The sequence below is a fragment of the Duganella sp. SG902 genome, from assembly GCF_013376005.1.
Taxonomy (GTDB): Bacteria; Pseudomonadota; Gammaproteobacteria; order Burkholderiales; family Burkholderiaceae_D; genus Rugamonas.
Map to the genome: position 1 here is coordinate 222635 of NZ_JABMJK010000007.1, position 14051 is coordinate 236685.

The following is a 14051-nucleotide window of genomic DNA, read 5'->3' on the forward strand; positions in this document are numbered from 1 at the left end:
GTCGCACCTCCAGAAAGGCATAGGCTAATCCTATGCTCCTTCTGAAGTTTGATACAACTCAGTTACCGCTTATTTGCCTTCCAGCGCGGCGATAGCGGCGGCTACGCCTGCGCCGTAGGCCGGATCGGCCTGGGTGCAGTTGTAGATGTGGCGCTCTTGCACCGCCTTCGATACGCCGTGGATCGCGCGCGCCGTGTTTTCAAACAGCAGCTGCTTTTTCTCGGCCGTCAGCAAGCGGAACAGGTTGCCCGGCTGCGAGTAGTAGTCGGTGTCCACGCGGTGGTTCCAGTGGTCGGCCGCGCCTTCCAGCGACAGCGGCGGTTCCTTGAACTGCGGGCTCTCGACCCATTCGCCTCGGCTGTTCGGCTCGTACGGTGTGCTGCCGCCTTCGTTCGGCAGGATGCGCATGGCGCCGTCGCGGTGGTAGTTGTGGAACGGGCACTTCGGCGCGTTCACCGGGATCTGGTGGTGGTTGACGCCCAGGCGGTAGCGCGCCGCGTCGCCATACGAGAACAGCCGCGATTGCAGCATCTTGTCCGGCGAGAAGCCGATGCCTGGCACCACGTTGGCCGGCGAGAACGCCGATTGCTCGACCTCGGCATGGTAGTTCTCCGGATTGCGGTTCAGCTCCAGGATGCCGACGTCGATCAGCGGGTAATCCTTGTGCGGCCACACCTTGGTCAGGTCGAACGGGTGGTACGGCACTTTGGAGGCGTCGGCTTCCGGCATGATCTGCACCGCCAGTTTCCAGCGCGGGAATTCCTTGCGCTCGATCGCGTCGAACAGGTCGCGCTGCGAGCTTTCGCGGTCGACGCCGATCAGCGCGGCCGCCTCGGCGTCGCTCAGGTTCTCGATCCCTTGCTGCGACACGAAGTGGAACTTGACCCAGTAACGCTCATTGGCCGCGTTGATGAAGCTGAAGGTGTGGCTGCCGAAGCCGTGCATGTGGCGGTAGCCTTTCGGGATGCCGCGGTCGCTCATGACGATGGTGACCTGGTGCAGCGCTTCCGGCAGCAGGGTCCAGAAGTCCCAGTTGTTCTCGGCGTTGCGCAGGTTGGTCTTGGGATCGCGCTTGACCACGTGGTTCAGGTCCGGGAACTTGAGCGGATCGCGGAAGAAGAACACCGGCGTGTTGTTGCCGACGATGTCCCAGTTGCCTTGCTCGGTGTAGAACTTGACGGCGAAGCCGCGAATGTCGCGCTCGGCATCGGCCGCGCCGCGCTCGCCGGCCACGGTGGAGAAGCGCAGGAACACATCGGTTTTCTTGCCGACTTCCGAGAACAGCGCCGCGCGCGTGTATTTGGTGATGTCGTGGGTGACGGTGAAGGTGCCGTAGGCGCCCGAGCCCTTGGCGTGCATGCGGCGCTCGGGAATGACTTCGCGGGCGAAGTGGGCCAGCTTTTCCAGGTGCCACACGTCTTGCAGCAGCACCGGGCCGCGCGGGCCGGCGGTCTGGGTATTTTGGTTGTCGACAACCGGCGCGCCGGCAGCAGTAGTGAGGTTTTTCATGAAACTTCCTTCGCCTGAATGGGGATGAATGGAAACTTCCAGCTTAACTACTACAACAACTTTTTACCGCTCTCAAAAGGGAGAGCCGCAATGAAAAACGCCCGGCGGTGCCGGGCGTTCTAAACTACCTGAATTACTTGCTTGGGTAGACGATGTCGTCGCGACGGTCGTGCGCGCGGGCTGCGTCGTCGGTGCCGGTGACTTTCTCTTTACCGTACGACACGGCTTCCATCTGACCTTCTTTCACGCCTTGTACTTTCAGGGCGGTGATCAGGGCTTGCGCGCGCTTCTGGCCCAGGGCCAGGTTGTACTCGGCGCCGCCGCGGTCGTCGGTGTTGCCTTCGACTTTGATTGCGACGTTCGGGTTGGCGGCCAGGAATTTGGCGTGATCGGCGACCAGGGCGTCGAATTCCGGCTTGACGGTGTACTTGTCGAAGTCGAAGTAGACGCTACGGTTCTTGTAGATCGAGCTGTTTGGGTCCAGGTAGGCTGGCAGCGGGGCGGCAACCGGGGCTGGCGCTGGCGCGGCAACTGGCGCTGGTGCCGGAGCCGGGGCTGGCGCTGGAGCCGGTGCTGGCGCAGGGGCTGGTGCTGGGGTCGAGCAGGCGCTCAGCAGAGCGATGGTGCAGGCTGCCAGCAGAAGATTGGTTTTAGCTTTCATCGTAATACTCCCGAATTGGTTTTGTTTGTGGGACAAGGGACACACAAGGGTGTGAGGCTGTACCTCCAGCCGCGAGCGGTATTATATAAGGGTTTCCCTTGGAAATATTGGTCTCATGCATTATTTTTTCAGCCAAGGCTTAAAAGGCGTTAAATCCATATCGCTTTCGACATACCAGGCGCGGCGTGCGATGTCGAATTTGGCCCCCAGTGCCTTGACCTCATCCTTTTCATGAAAGCCCGCCGACAGGTACTGGCGCGATGTTGCCACAGTTGGCGGCGCGGTGGCGGCGCGTTCGTTACGCGCCAGCGCCGCCTCGGCCGCCGCTGAGGCTTTGGGCAGGCGCAGCTGCGCGATGAAGCCGCTGCGCCGGGCCGGCTCGGCCGGCGACAGCAGGGTCAGGCGCGCGCGCGCGCGGGTGGCGGCCACGTAGAACAGGTTTTCCTCCTCGCGTCGCGGCTGCTGCGGGTGTGGGAACTCGTCGTCTTGCAGGAACGGCAAGATCACGTGGTCGAATTCCTTGCCCTTGGCGTTGGCGGCGCAGTCGATCAGCACCGCCTTGCGGTCGCGCTTGCGGCGGATGAAGGCTTCGCGCGCGTTGATCGCGCTCCAGAACTCGCGCAGGCTCTGGCCCGAGGCCTTGGCGGCCTCCAGCAGGCTGGCGATCGACTTGTTGATGACGCCGGCGTCGTAGGCGCGCACGAAGATGCGGCGCGCGGTGGCGGCCAGCTGCACCCGCTCGCACAGCTCGCCCAGCACGGCGGTGGCCGGCGCCTCCTTGTCCACCTCGGCCAGCCAGGCCAGCGCGGCGATGACGGCGCGCTTGGTGGCCTCGCTGGCGACCTCGCGGTAACCGGGTTCGACGCCGTCGCGGCGCTCGTCCTCGATCAGGAACAGCTCGCCCAGCAGGTCCGGGCTTTTCAGGATCTGTTGCTTGAAGTTGTCCATGCTGTGGCTGGAAAACTTCATCTCGCTGAACGCCACCAGCGCGTCGACGATGGCGCTGCGCACCTGCTCGGACTTGACGGCGCCGAAGTCCCGCAGCGCGATCGCCAGCAGCCCGCGCAGGAACAGGATTTCATCGCGCTGCAGGTAGCCGGCCATGGGCGGCGTGCGGTAGTCGATGTCGGCCTCGATCAGCGCGTTCTCGATCGCCATCGACTGGTGGCGGTCGCGGATCAGGATGGCGCAGCCGTCGTAGCTGTGGCCGTCCGCCTTCCACTGGCGTACGGCGGCCACCACGCGTTGCGCGCAGTCGGCGGCGCCGTCGTAGTGGGCTTGCTGGATCTCGGTGCGCAGCGGCAGCTGCGATTCCACCGGCTTTTGCTTGAACTCGGCCATGGCGTAGGCCAGGTGCGGGCCGTGGCGCCAGGTGTGCGTCAGCGGATAGCGCTGCAGCTTGGGATAGCGCTCGGCGAAGCGGCGGTTCAGGTATTCGTCGCTGGCGCCCAGCTTGGCGTGGATCACCTGGTCCTTGTCGCCGGCGCCGACGAAATAGCACTGCGGCCGGTCGATCAGCGCGTCGAGGATGCGGAAGGCGGCCTCGTTCAGGTCGTGCAGCTCATCGCACAGCACCAGCCGGTAGTCCGGGAATTGCTCGGCCAGCCGGCCGCCGCCGTGCAGATTGCAGGCCAGGTCGTAGGTGGCGTCGAACGGGCCGCGGAACACGGCGCCGGCGCCGCCGTCCAGGCGCAGCTTTTCGTATTCCAGCGTGGTCAGGTAGTCGGTCAGCGACACGCCGAGGATCTCGGCGGCTTCCTCGGGCGCCATGAACTCGACGTCGGCCTCCAGCGCCATGCTGGCTTTCAGGCCCAGCTGCGCGTCGAGGAACTGGCTCAGCGCCACGCTGTGGGTGTGCAGTTCCAGGCCGTCGACGTGGTTGGCGTAGCGCTCGGCGGTGCGGTCCATGGCTTGCAGCGCGTAGTGCTTCAGCGCGCGCGCCTCGCCGCACTGGCGCACGTTGTCGCCGTCGATCAGGTCCATCATCCAGGCCGCGAAGTCCTCAAAGCTCAGCACGGCGACGCGGTCGGCCATGGCCGGCGCCACGCCGACCTCCAGCAGGCGGCGGCGCAGCACCTCGCTCGCTTCCGGCGTGAAGGTCAGCGCCAGGATCTGTTCCGGCGCCAGGCCGCGCGCCAGCGCCTCGCCGATGCGCAGCGCCAGCGTGGTGGTCTTGGCGGCGCCGGCGTTGGCGTCCACCAGCACCACCTTGTTCTGCGCCAGCTGGATGGCGCTTTGTTCAGCGGTCGGGATCAGGCCTTGCGGAGTGAAGCGGGGAGAATTGTTCGACTGGTTCATCCGCTACATTATAGCGACCGGCGGCGCCAGGCCGGTAGCGGGGCGCGCCGGCGCCGTGTCCAGGCTGGCCGCGGGCGGCGTCAGGCGCGCGGTGGCGCCCTCGATGAACTGGGCGCTGAACACGCGCTTTTCGATCTCGGAGTCCTGCTGGGCGATGCGCGCGCACAGCAGGTCGGCAGCGGCGGCCGCCATCCTGGGCATGGGCTGGCGCAGCGTGGTCAGGTTGTAGCTGATCCAGTTGGACGGCTCGACGGCGTCGAAGCCGGCCACCGACAGCTGCTCCGGCACCTCGATGCCCAGCTCATGGCGCGCGCAGTCGAGGCAGCCGATGGCCATCACGTCGCTGCCGCAGATAATCGCGTCCGGCACCCCGCCCAGTTGGGCGATGATGGCTTTCAGGCCCTGCGCGCCGCTACGGTAATCATACTGGCCCGGCACCACCACCGGCGCCGGCAGGCCCAGCTCGGCGATGCGCTCGCAGGCGCCAAGGCGGCGCTCGTAGGCCACGCTCAAGTCTTCGTCGCCGGCGATGATGCCGAACTGGCGGTGGCCGGCGGCGGCCAGGCGCGTGACCAGCAGCCGGCCCGCCTCCCGGTGGTCGCAGCTGACGGTGTTGACGCAGCGGTCGCGCAGCATGCGGTTGAACAGCACCAGCGGCATGCGGCGGCGGTCGAACTCGGCGATGTGCTCGTCGGTCAGGCGGGCGGCGGCGACCACGCCGTCCACCTGGTATTGCCAGACGTCGGCCAGCACGCCGTCGACCTCGGCCTCGCGCTGCAGAGTGAACATCAGCAGTCGCTTGCCGCGCAGGTTGAACTGCTGGCTGATCTCCGCCAGCAGCTCCGGGTAGTACAGATTGGCCTGGTTGGTGACGATCAGCGCGATCATGTTCGAGCGGCGCGTGATCAGGCTGCGCGCGGCGGCGTTGGGAATGTAATCGAGCAGGGTGGCCGCCTGCATCACGCGCGCGTAAGTGCTCTTGGAAACGCTGGCGCCGGGCTTGAAGCAGCGCGACACCGCCGACTGCGACACGCCCGCCACCAGCGCCACGTCATACGAGGTGACGCGGCGGTTTTCGCTGGCGATCACGGCTTTCAGCTCGGTCGCGCTGTGCTCCACTGTCAGCTTGGTTTTGCTCATCGTCTCGGGGCGCGGCGTTGGCCTTGTATTTTTATCAGGTAATCTAGGATAATTAAAATCTTACCTGCTAGCAACAAATATCGTATTTCTGCAAAGAAATAACCTCTTCCCTGTGGCTATGACGCAATTTTCCCTGCGCCGGCGCTTTTTCTGATAGCATATCGCCCCTTGATTTAAAGGAAGGGGCAAGATGGCCATAGCTTGCGGCGTCGATTTCGGCACGTCCAATTCCACCGTCGGCTGGGTGCGTCCCGGCCACCCGGTGATGCTGGGACTGGAGGATGGCAAGACCACCTTGCCCTCGGTCGTCTTCTTCAATGCGGACGACGACGAGGTCACCTACGGCCGCGCCGCGCTGGGCGAGTACCTGGCCGGCTACGAGGGCCGCCTCATGCGCTCCATGAAAAGCCTGCTCGGCACCAGCCTGATCGACGGCCAGACCGAGGTCGGCGGCCGCGCGCTGCCGTTCCGCCTGTTGCTGTCCCAGTTCATCGGCGAGTTGAAGCATCGCGCCGAGCGCGCCGCCGGGCGCGAATTCAGCTCGGCGGTGTTCGGCCGCCCGGTTCACTTCATCGACGACAACCAGGAAAACGACCGGCTGGCGCAGGACACCCTGGCCGAGGTGGCGCGCGCGGTCGGCTTCAAGGACATCGCCTTCCAGTTCGAGCCGATCGCCGCCGCCTTCGATTACGAGTCGCAGATCGAGCGCGAAGAGCTGGTACTGATCGCCGACATCGGCGGCGGCACCTCGGACTTTTCGCTGGTGCGCCTGTCGCCCGAGCGCGCCAAGAAAGCCGAGCGGCGCGACGACATCCTGGCCAACGGCGGCGTCCACATCGGCGGCACCGACTTCGATAAATACCTGAGCCTGTCGTCCATCATGCCGCTGCTGGGCTACGGCAGCCGCCTGCGCAACAACAGCGAGGTGCCGTCCAGCTACTACTTCAACCTGGCCACCTGGCACACCATCAACCAGGTCTACACCAAGAAAATGTGGACCCAGCTGTCCGACCTGCTGCGCGATTCGGACGAGCAGGAAAAGCTGGGCCGCCTGCAGCGCCTGATCGACGAGCGCGCCGGCCACTGGCTGGCCATGAAGGCGGAGGAGGGCAAGATCGCCCTGTCCTCCGAGGCCCAGGTGCGGCTCGAGCTCGACCGGCTGGCGCCGCCGGTGACGCTGTCGCTGCGCCGCCAACAGTTCGACGACGCCATCGACCACCTGGTCGGCTCGGTGGAAACCACGGTCAACCAGCTGCTGGCCGACGCCGGCGTCAAGCCCGAAGACGTGGACACGGTGTTTTTCACCGGCGGCTCCAGCGGCGTGCGCAAGCTGCGCGAGCGCATCGGCGCGCTGGTGCCGACCGCCCGCAAGGTGGAGGGCGATTTGTTTGGCAGCATCGGCGCCGGCCTGGCGCTCGACGCGGTGCGTAAATTCGGCTAAGGACAGGCATGCTCGACCAACCCATCGTCATGCTGGACTTTGAAACCACCGGGCTGTCGCCGGCCATGGGCGACCGCATCACCGAAGTGGCGGCGCTGCGCATCGTCGGCGGCGAGGTGGTGGAGCGTTACGTCTCGCTGGTCAATTGCGGGGTGCGCATCCCGGCCTTCATCACCGGCCTGACCGGCATCACCCAGGCCATGGTGGACAGCGCGCCGCCGGCGGCGGAAGTGGTGCCGCAACTGCTGGACTTCATCGGCGGCGACCCGCTGTCGGCCCACAACGCCAGCTTCGACGAGAAATTCCTGCGCGCCGAGGCGGCCGGGCTGAACCTGGCGCCGCGCCACGCCTCGCTGGTGTGCTCGCTCAAGCTGTCGCGCCGCGTGTTCCCGCAACTGGGCAGCTACAAGCTGGGCCAGCTGTCCAGCGCGCTCGGCATCCGGTTCCGCAGCGCCGCCCACCGGGCCGAGGCCGACGCCGAGGTGGCGGCGCAGGTGCTGATCCACATCGGCCGCCACCTGCGCGCCAGTTACGGCATCGCCCAGGTCGACACCGAGCTGCTGGTGGCCGTCAACAAGCTGGCGGCGGCCAAGGTGCCGCAGTTTCTCCAGAAGCGCGCCGGACAATAAGCGGTCGTTCCTGATCGCGGCGCGATTGAGCGCGCGCAAACCCCGCCGAAAAGTGCGTTTTACACTTTAGTCAACATTGTTACAAAGTTGACCAGAGGTGCGCCATGAAAAAGCAGTGCACGGCCCAGCAGGGATATGACAGCTACCGGTGGTTTCTCGACGCCGCCGAGCGCGGCGACGCCTACGCGCAATTCAATCTCGGCCGCATGTACAAGGCCGGCGACGGCGTCGCGCGCGACGAGGCCAAAGCTTGCTACTGGATGGGCAAGGCGGCCCGCCAAGGCCTGGCCTATGCGCAGAACCAGCTTGGCGCCATGTATTACTATGGCCGCGGCGTCGAGCCGGACGATGATCTGGCGGTGTACTGGTTCCGCAGCGCGGCCCGCCAGGGCGAGGCCTCGGCCCAGCAAAACCTCGGCCAGATGTACCGGAAGGGGCGCGGCCTGGTGCGCAGCGACGAAATGGCCTGCAGCTGGTTCAGCCGCGCCGCCGACCAGGGGCTGGCCAGCGCGCAAACCCTGCTCGGCGAATGCTACGCCGATGGCCGCGGCGTGCCGCGCAACTATCCGATGGCGCTGGCGTGGTACCGCAAGGCCGCGCTGCAAAACGATCCGCACGCCCAGCTGCGCCTCGGCCTGATGTACAAGCACGGCTTTGGCGTGGCGCGCAACGAGGTGCAGGCGGTGGCGTGGTTCCGCCAGGCCGCCATGCAGGACATCGCGGCGGCCCAGCGGCTGGTTGGCGTGGCCTACGCCGAGGGCGTGGGCGTGCCGTGCGATCCGCCGCGCGCGGTGTCGTGGCTGCTGCGCGCGGCCGAGCAGGATGACGTCGACGCCCAGTTCAACCTTGCCGTGCTGCTGTCGCACGGCAAGGGCGTGGAGCACGATCTGGATCTGGCGCTGACCTGGTATCAGCGCGCGGCCGAGGCCGGCCATGCGCTGGCCCAGTACAACCTCGGCGGCATGTACGCGCGCGGCTGCGGCGTCGCGCGCGACGACCGCCGCGCGCTGCAATGGTATCGGCTGGCGGCCGAGCAGGGCGCCGCCAGCGCGCAGTTCAACGTGGCCGTCATGTACGCCAACGGTTGCGGCGTGAGCCGCGACGACACGCTGGCCGCCGTCTGGTATCGCAGCGCCGCCGAGCAGGGCGACGCCAGCGCCCAGAACAACCTGGGCGTGATGTACGCCAACGGCATCGGTGTCGAACGGGACGACCGGCAGGCGGTCGACTGGTACGCCCGGGCCGCCGAGCAGGGGCATGCGCTGGCCCAGTTCAACCTGGGCGGCATGTACAGCAGCGGCCGCGGGGTGCCGCGCGACCCGCTGCGGCGGCCGCTGGCGTGATCAGCCGCTGGCCGGCTGGCGGCGGTCGAGGAACAGGCTGTTGCCGTGGACCTTCTTGGCCTGTTTCTTCGATTCCGCCGCCGCCGTGGCGATCTGGTGATGGGTGTGGTACTGGTGGGGCTCCACCCGGATCGCGCCGATCGACAGGCTCATCAACGAGTAAAACACTTTCCGGCCCTGGCGGTCCTCGCTGATGTAGCCGCCGCGCTCGCGGTCCTCGGTGCTGTAGAAGTCCAGCACGCCGCGGCCGAACTCGTCCAGCACGGTCTGGCAGCGCCGCTCCCAATCCTCGCTCTGGAACAGGACCATGAAGTCGTCGCCGCCGATGTGGCCGACGAAGTCACGGTCGGGGTCGGTGTAGCTGCTGAGCAGGTTGCCGGTCAGCTGGATCACGTCGTCGCCCCGGCGGTAGCCGTACGCGTCGTTGAACGGCTTGAAGTGGTCGAGGTCGAAATAACAGACCCAGAAGCGGGTGCCGCTTTCCAGCAGGCGGTCGATGTGCTCGGTGATCGGCACATTGCCCGGCAGCTGGGTCAGCGGGTTGGCGTAGCGGGCGGCGTGGATCTGCATCTGCGTGATCTCGCGCATCAGGTCGTGGCCGGTGCCCATGCCGAGGTAGCGGCCCTGGTCGGTGATGATGAAACCGTTGAACAAATGGTGGGCGTCCGCCTGCGCCATGCGGAAACTCAGTTCCTGCAGGCTGGTGGCCTTGTCGGCGATCAGCGGGTTGTGGTCCATGAACTGGCGGCAGGACTTTTTGCCGTACAGCTCGCGCTCGTAGGGACGGGCGAAGTGCTCGATCATGACAAAGCGGCTGATCAGGCCCTGCGGCACGCCGTCATCCACCACGGGGATGATCAGCAAGTCCGGCGCGCGCTGGAAAATCTCGTACACCTCGTTGTTGCTCATGCCGGTCGACACCGCCTCCACCTCGTGCAGCAGCTTGCGGATGGTGGCTTGCTTGTCGATGGCGCGCTGCGGATACACCGCCACGCCGTTGCGCGACAGCGCCTTGACCACCTCCGCCGGCGCCGCCCGGGCCGGCGTCGGATGCGGGCGGCCCAGATGGTAGCCCTGGCCCAGCGCCACGCCGACGTCGCGCAGCACCAGCAGCTCGGCCTGCGTCTCGATGCCCTCCGCGATCACGCGCGTGTTGGATTTCTCGGCGATCTCCTGGATCGAGCGCACGAATTGCAGCTTCACCGGGTCGTGGTTGATGCCCTGGATGAAGTGCATGTCGATCTTGACGTATTCCGGCCGCAGCTCCGACCACAGGCGCAGGCTGGAAAAGCCCTCGCCCAGGTCGTCGATGGCGATCTGGAACCCCATCTTGCGGTAATGCAGCACCGCCTCGCGCATCAGGTCGTAGTCGTAAGTGGGCTGGTTCTCGGTCAGCTCGATGATCACGCGCTCGGGGTTGATGCCGATCTGGTGGATCACCTCCAGCGTTTCGCCATGGCGGGCGTCGCGCTGCAACAGGCATTCCGGGCTGACGTTGAGGAACAGCTTGCCCGGCAGGCCGAGCTCGGCAAAGCGCTCCAGCACCACCTTGCGGCACAGGTGCTCGACCTCCACCGTCAGGCCGTTGGCGCGCGCGGCCTTGAACAAATTCATCGGCGCATGCAGCGGGCTGTCGGACGGTCCGCGTATCAAACCTTCGTAGGCGATGATTTCGCCGGTCTGCATGTGTACAATCGGTTGAAACAGCGCGCTGAGCTGGCGGCGCGCCAGGATGTCGTAGAGATGGGCGCGCAACACGGCCTCCTCGTCATCGTCCCGGGGTTTCAGATAGGTGATTGTGGCGCCGGCGCCCGGCTTGAGTGCGGAATTCACGATTGGTCGTAGGCCAAATATCGGTTTAACTGTACGATCGTAGTGGACATTTATGACGACATGATGAATTATGGAAATTGTTTTGTTCTGGACAGGAAAGTTATGCATTGTGTAAGCCGCTACGTCGTCCTCTGCTGCAACCTGCTGGCCGCCGCCAGCGCCAGCGCCTCCGGCATTGCCGTGCAAGTGCAGGACGCCGCCGGCAAGGTGCTGCCCGATACCGTGATCTACGTCGAACCCGAGGGCGCCGCCGCGGCTGCCGGCGGCAAGCCGGCCGGCGCGCAGATCGAGCAAAAGGGGCTGAAATTCATGCCCCTGGTGAGCGTGGTGCAGGTCGGCGCCACCATCAACTTCCCGAACAACGACAAAGTGCGCCACCACATCTACTCGTTCTCGCCGGCCCACAAGTTCGACCAGAAGCTGTATTCCGGCCAGGCCGCCTCGCCGCAGGTGTTCGACAAGGCCGGCACGGTGGTGCTCGGCTGTAACATTCATGACAAAATGATCGCTTACGTCAAAGTGGTCGATACCCCGTATTTCGCCAAGACCGACGGCGCCGGCGCGGCCCGCATCGAGCTGCCGGCGGGTAAATACGTGGTCAAGGCCTGGCACTACAACACGGTGGGCGGCGCCACCCCGGAACAGGCGCTGACGGTCAAAGCGGGGGCGGAACTGTCGACCGCCATTTTCAAGCTGCCGATGAAGCCAGTGGTGGTGGACGATGCCGGATCCGGTCTTTAACAGGAGCGGCTTGCGCACCCGCATGCGCTTTCGCAGCCTCGAAAGCCGCATCGTCACGCTGTTCCTGGTGCTGATCGTGGCGGTGCAGGTGATCGGCCTGTTCGTCATCCAGCAGGGCATCGACAGCAACGCGCGCGCGGCCATCGGCTCGGAGCTGAATAACGGCGCCAAGATATTCCGCCGCCTGCTGGAGCAAAACGCCCAAAGCCTGCGTTTCGGCGCGCGGCTGCTGGCGCGCGACACCGCCTTCGTGGCGGCCATCGGCAACAACGAGGAAAGCGACCGCGCCACCATCGAATCGGCGCTGGCCAACAGCGGGCGCCGCATCAAGGCCTCGTTGTCGATGCTGATCGGCGACGACCGCAAGATCAGCGCCACCACCAATCCCAAGCAGTCGGCCGGCCTTGAGCACATGGCGCTGTCCATGCTGGACGCCGCCGAAGCGGCCGACGGCGCGATCGGCATCGCCATCGTCGATCACCGGCCGTTCCAGATCGTCGCCATGCCGGTCAAGGCGCCGATCACCATCGGCTGGATCGTGATGACCTTCCCGATCGACCGCCAGCTGGCCAATGAAATGCGCGAGGTCAGCTCCCTGCACGCCACGGTGCTGACGCGTGACGCCCACGGCAAGTGGCTGCCGGCCGGCTCCACCTTTGTCGGCCCGTCCGCGCAGGCGGTGGTCGACCAGCTGCAAGCCTTGCCGGCCACGCCCGCCGGCCCGTTCGACCTGACGGTGGAAACCGCCAAGTACAGCGCGCGCCTGATCTCGATTGGCGAAGACAACGGCCAGAACGCCAGCGTGCTGCTGGCGCGATCGATCGACGAGGCCACCGCAGATTATCGCAGCCTGGAGCGCTGGCTGGTCGGTCTGACGCTGGGCGGCATCTTCGCCTCGGCGCTGGCCATCGTGTTCACCGCCAAGCGCATCGCCCAGCCGATCAGCCAACTGGCGGTGACCGCCAAGCGGCTGGAGGAGGGCGACTACAAGGTCGCCATCGACAGCACGCGCGAGGACGAAATCGGCCAGCTGGCGCACGCCTTCGACGCCATGCGCGAGGGGATCGCCAAGCGCGAACAGGAAATCCGCCGGCTGGCGTACTGGGACACCCTGACCAATCTGCCGAACCGCGCGCAGTTCGTGCTGCTGCTGAACGACGCGTTGCTGGAGGCGCGCCGGCGCGAGGAGGCCCTGTTCGTGCTGATGATGGACCTGGACCGCTTCAAGCACGTCAACGACGTCATGGGCCACAGCTTTGGCGACGCCTTGCTGCGCCAGGTGGCGGGGCGCCTGCAACTGCTGCTGGCCAATCGGCGCCAGTCCTCGGCGCAGGTGGCGCGGCTGGGCGGCGATGAATTCGCCGTGCTGCTGCCGGCCGCGAACATCGACGCGGCGCAGTTGATGGCGGCCGAGATCCTGCAGGCGCTGGAAACGCCGCTGTCGCTGGAAGAGCAGACCGTCGACATCGGCGCGGGCCTCGGCATCGCCGGCTTCCCCGCGCACGCGGACGACGGCGAGACTCTATTGAGCATGGCCGAAGTGGCGATGTACACCGCCAAGCAGCGCAACGACGGCGCCGTGGTGTACGACGCCGCCATGGACAAGGGCAGCGCCAAGAGCCTGTCGCTGCTGACGGAATTGCGCAGCGCGGTCGAGCGCGACGAGTTCCGCCTGCACGTGCAGCCCAAGATTTCGCTGCAGACCGGGCAGGTGGTCGGCATGGAGGCGCTGGTGCGCTGGGCGCATCCGGAGCGCGGCAACGTCTTCCCGGACGAATTCATCCCGTTCGCCGAGCAGACCGGCTTTATCCGCGTGCTGACGCGCTGGGTGATGGAAAAATCGGCCGAGTTGTGCCGCGAGCTGGCGGGCAGGGGCCATCACCTCAAGGTGTCGGTCAACCTCTCCACGCGCGACCTGCTGGACCAGGACCTGCCGGCCAAATTCGCCGACCTGCTGGCGCGCCACAAGCTGACGCCGGGCTCCTTCTGCCTGGAGATCACCGAGAGCGCCATCATGGACGATCCGGTGCGCGCGCAGAACACGCTGGAGCGCCTCAGCGCCATGGGCCTGGACCTCTCGATCGACGATTTCGGCACCGGCTATTCCTCGCTGGCCTATCTCAAGCGCCTGCCGGTGAATGAACTGAAGATCGACAAATCCTTCGTGCTGAATATGGAGCGCGACGAGGGCGACACCAAGATCGTGCGCTCCACCATCGACCTTGGCCACAACATGGGCCTGCGCGTGGTGGCCGAGGGGATCGAGAGCGAAGCCGTGTGGCGCCTGCTGGCGGAACTGGGCTGCGACCAGGGGCAGGGCTACTTCATGAGCCGTCCGATCCCGGGCGACCAATTGATACCGTGGCTGGAGAAATGGCGCGCGCCGATCGCGCTGGAGGCGCCGGCGGCGGGGATGGCGGACGTCAGTTACGCCAAATAAAAATCGTCTTTGTTTT

10 protein-coding genes are annotated in these 14051 nt (G+C 66.0%); 5 read left to right on the forward strand and 5 right to left on the reverse strand.

Translation table 11 applies throughout. The features are described from left to right. Positions 1 to 69: 69 nt before the first annotated feature. The 4 genes from FHW83_RS17170 to FHW83_RS17185 all read right to left on the reverse strand — a co-directional run bounded on the left by FHW83_RS17170 (position 70) and on the right by FHW83_RS17185 (position 5608). The gene (locus tag FHW83_RS17170; RefSeq protein ID WP_176647558.1) at positions 70 to 1509 is read right to left on the reverse strand and encodes a catalase; all 1440 of its coding nucleotides are present in this window, start codon (positions 1507 to 1509) and stop codon (positions 70 to 72) included. 133 nt (positions 1510 to 1642) lie between these two features. After that, positions 1643 to 2170 carry an OmpA family protein gene (locus FHW83_RS17175; protein WP_176647559.1) on the reverse strand — a complete coding sequence of 176 codons (528 nt, stop codon included), beginning with the start codon at positions 2168 to 2170 and terminating at the stop codon, positions 1643 to 1645. 120 nt (positions 2171 to 2290) lie between these two features. Continuing rightward, entirely contained in the window at positions 2291 to 4468 is a 2178-nt protein-coding gene (locus FHW83_RS17180) for a 3'-5' exonuclease (protein ID WP_176647560.1), read from the reverse strand. Positions 4469 to 4471: 3 nt separating this feature from the next. Continuing rightward, positions 4472 to 5608: a LacI family DNA-binding transcriptional regulator gene (locus tag FHW83_RS17185; protein ID WP_176647561.1), complete on the reverse strand. Its 1137-nt coding sequence runs from the start codon at positions 5606 to 5608 to the stop codon at positions 4472 to 4474. 190 nt (positions 5609 to 5798) lie between these two features. Here FHW83_RS17185 and FHW83_RS17190 point away from each other — a divergent pair, with 190 nt between their 5' ends. The 3 genes from FHW83_RS17190 (at position 5799) to FHW83_RS17200 (ending at position 9021) form a co-directional block, all read left to right on the forward strand. After that, positions 5799 to 7049 carry an Hsp70 family protein gene (locus FHW83_RS17190; RefSeq protein WP_176647562.1) on the forward strand — a complete coding sequence of 417 codons (1251 nt, stop codon included), beginning with the start codon at positions 5799 to 5801 and terminating at the stop codon, positions 7047 to 7049. A gap of 8 nt (positions 7050 to 7057) precedes the next feature. Beyond that, positions 7058 to 7678, forward strand: coding sequence for a PolC-type DNA polymerase III (locus FHW83_RS17195; protein ID WP_176647563.1), 621 nt, complete (start codon positions 7058 to 7060; stop codon positions 7676 to 7678). Positions 7679 to 7782: 104 nt separating this feature from the next. After that, positions 7783 to 9021, forward strand: a complete 1239-nt coding sequence (locus FHW83_RS17200; protein ID WP_176647564.1) for a tetratricopeptide repeat protein — start codon at positions 7783 to 7785, stop codon at positions 9019 to 9021. Here FHW83_RS17200 and FHW83_RS17205 read toward each other — a convergent pair whose 3' ends face one another. After that, positions 9022 to 10776 (reverse strand): GGDEF domain-containing protein, encoded by a 1755-nt coding sequence (locus FHW83_RS17205; RefSeq protein ID WP_229224244.1) that lies wholly within the window; start codon positions 10774 to 10776, stop codon positions 9022 to 9024. Between the two features lie 180 nt (positions 10777 to 10956). On the opposite strand from FHW83_RS17205, the gene FHW83_RS17210 reads away from it, so the two are divergent. Further along, positions 10957 to 11595, forward strand: coding sequence for a methylamine utilization protein (locus FHW83_RS17210; protein WP_176647566.1), 639 nt, complete (start codon positions 10957 to 10959; stop codon positions 11593 to 11595). Positions 11596 to 11617: 22 nt separating this feature from the next. Continuing rightward, complete coding sequence (locus FHW83_RS17215) at positions 11618 to 14035, forward strand: bifunctional diguanylate cyclase/phosphodiesterase (RefSeq protein ID WP_176647567.1); 2418 nt, start codon at positions 11618 to 11620, stop codon at positions 14033 to 14035. Positions 14036 to 14051: the final 16 nt, after the last annotated feature.

Excerpts from the sequence above, each read along its gene's own strand:
- FHW83_RS17170 (WP_176647558.1), bottom strand. The coding sequence starts at position 1,509 with ATGAAAAACCTCACTACTGCTGCCGGCGCGCCGGTTGTCGACAACCAA.
- FHW83_RS17175 (WP_176647559.1), bottom strand. The coding sequence starts at position 2,170 with ATGAAAGCTAAAACCAATCTTCTGCTGGCAGCCTGCACCATCGCTCTG.
- FHW83_RS17180 (WP_176647560.1), bottom strand. The coding sequence starts at position 4,468 with ATGAACCAGTCGAACAATTCTCCCCGCTTCACTCCGCAAGGCCTGATC.
- FHW83_RS17185 (WP_176647561.1), bottom strand. The coding sequence starts at position 5,608 with ATGAGCAAAACCAAGCTGACAGTGGAGCACAGCGCGACCGAGCTGAAA.
- FHW83_RS17190 (WP_176647562.1), top strand. The coding sequence starts at position 5,799 with ATGGCCATAGCTTGCGGCGTCGATTTCGGCACGTCCAATTCCACCGTC.
- FHW83_RS17195 (WP_176647563.1), top strand. The coding sequence starts at position 7,058 with ATGCTCGACCAACCCATCGTCATGCTGGACTTTGAAACCACCGGGCTG.
- FHW83_RS17200 (WP_176647564.1), top strand. The coding sequence starts at position 7,783 with ATGAAAAAGCAGTGCACGGCCCAGCAGGGATATGACAGCTACCGGTGG.
- FHW83_RS17210 (WP_176647566.1), top strand. The coding sequence starts at position 10,957 with ATGCATTGTGTAAGCCGCTACGTCGTCCTCTGCTGCAACCTGCTGGCC.
- FHW83_RS17215 (WP_176647567.1), top strand. The coding sequence starts at position 11,618 with ATGCGCTTTCGCAGCCTCGAAAGCCGCATCGTCACGCTGTTCCTGGTG.